This is a genomic window from Rhizobium sp. 01T444 (assembly GCF_056398305.1).
This window is the reverse complement of record NZ_JBFTPD010000177.1, coordinates 1-708: the sequence shown is the minus strand read 5'-3', so window position 1 is coordinate 708 and position 708 is coordinate 1. Positions and strand designations below refer to the sequence as shown.

The following is a 708-nucleotide window of genomic DNA, read 5'->3' as shown; positions in this document are numbered from 1 at the left end:
CTCGAGTGCGGTTCGGCGGCCTTCGCTTTCGCTTCCGGCCTGGCGGCCATCTCGACCACGCTCGAGTTGCTGGACGCCGGCTCGCACATCGTCTCGGGCGACGACGTCTATGGCGGCACCTTCCGCCTGTTCGAGCGCGTGCGCGCGCGCAGCGCGGGCCACCGCTTCAGCTTCGTCGACCTCACCGATCCGGCCGGTCTGCTCGCCGCCCTGCAGCCCGACACGCGCATGGTCTGGGTCGAAACTCCCACCAATCCGCTGCTGCGCCTGGCCGACCTGCGCGCCATCGCCGACATCTGCCGCGAGCGCAGGATCATCAGCGTGGCCGACAACACCTTCGCGAGCCCCTGGGTCCAGCGTCCGCTGGAGCTGGGCTTCGACGTGGTCGTGCACTCGACCACCAAATACCTCAACGGCCATTCGGACGTGATCGGCGGCATCGCGATCGTCGGCCGGGAGGCGCGGCACGAGCCGCTGCGCGAGCGCCTGGGCTTCCTGCAGAACGCGGTGGGCGCGATCGCCGGCCCCTTTGACAGCTTTCTCACGCTGCGCGGCGTGAAGACGCTGGCGCTGCGCATGGAGCGGCATTGCGGCAACGCGCAGGTGCTTGCGCAATGGCTCGAACAGCAGCCGCAGGTGGCGCGCGTGCACTATCCGGGCCTTCCTTCGCACCCGCAGCATGAACTGGCGAGGCGCCAGATGGAAGGC

1 protein-coding gene is annotated in these 708 nt (G+C 69.5%); it reads left to right on the top strand.

What is annotated here, in order from left to right; genetic code table 11:
• Positions 1–708, top strand: a 708-nt coding sequence (locus AC1DTN_RS37835) for a trans-sulfuration enzyme family protein (RefSeq protein ID WP_477925264.1), incomplete at both ends; no start/stop codon positions are given.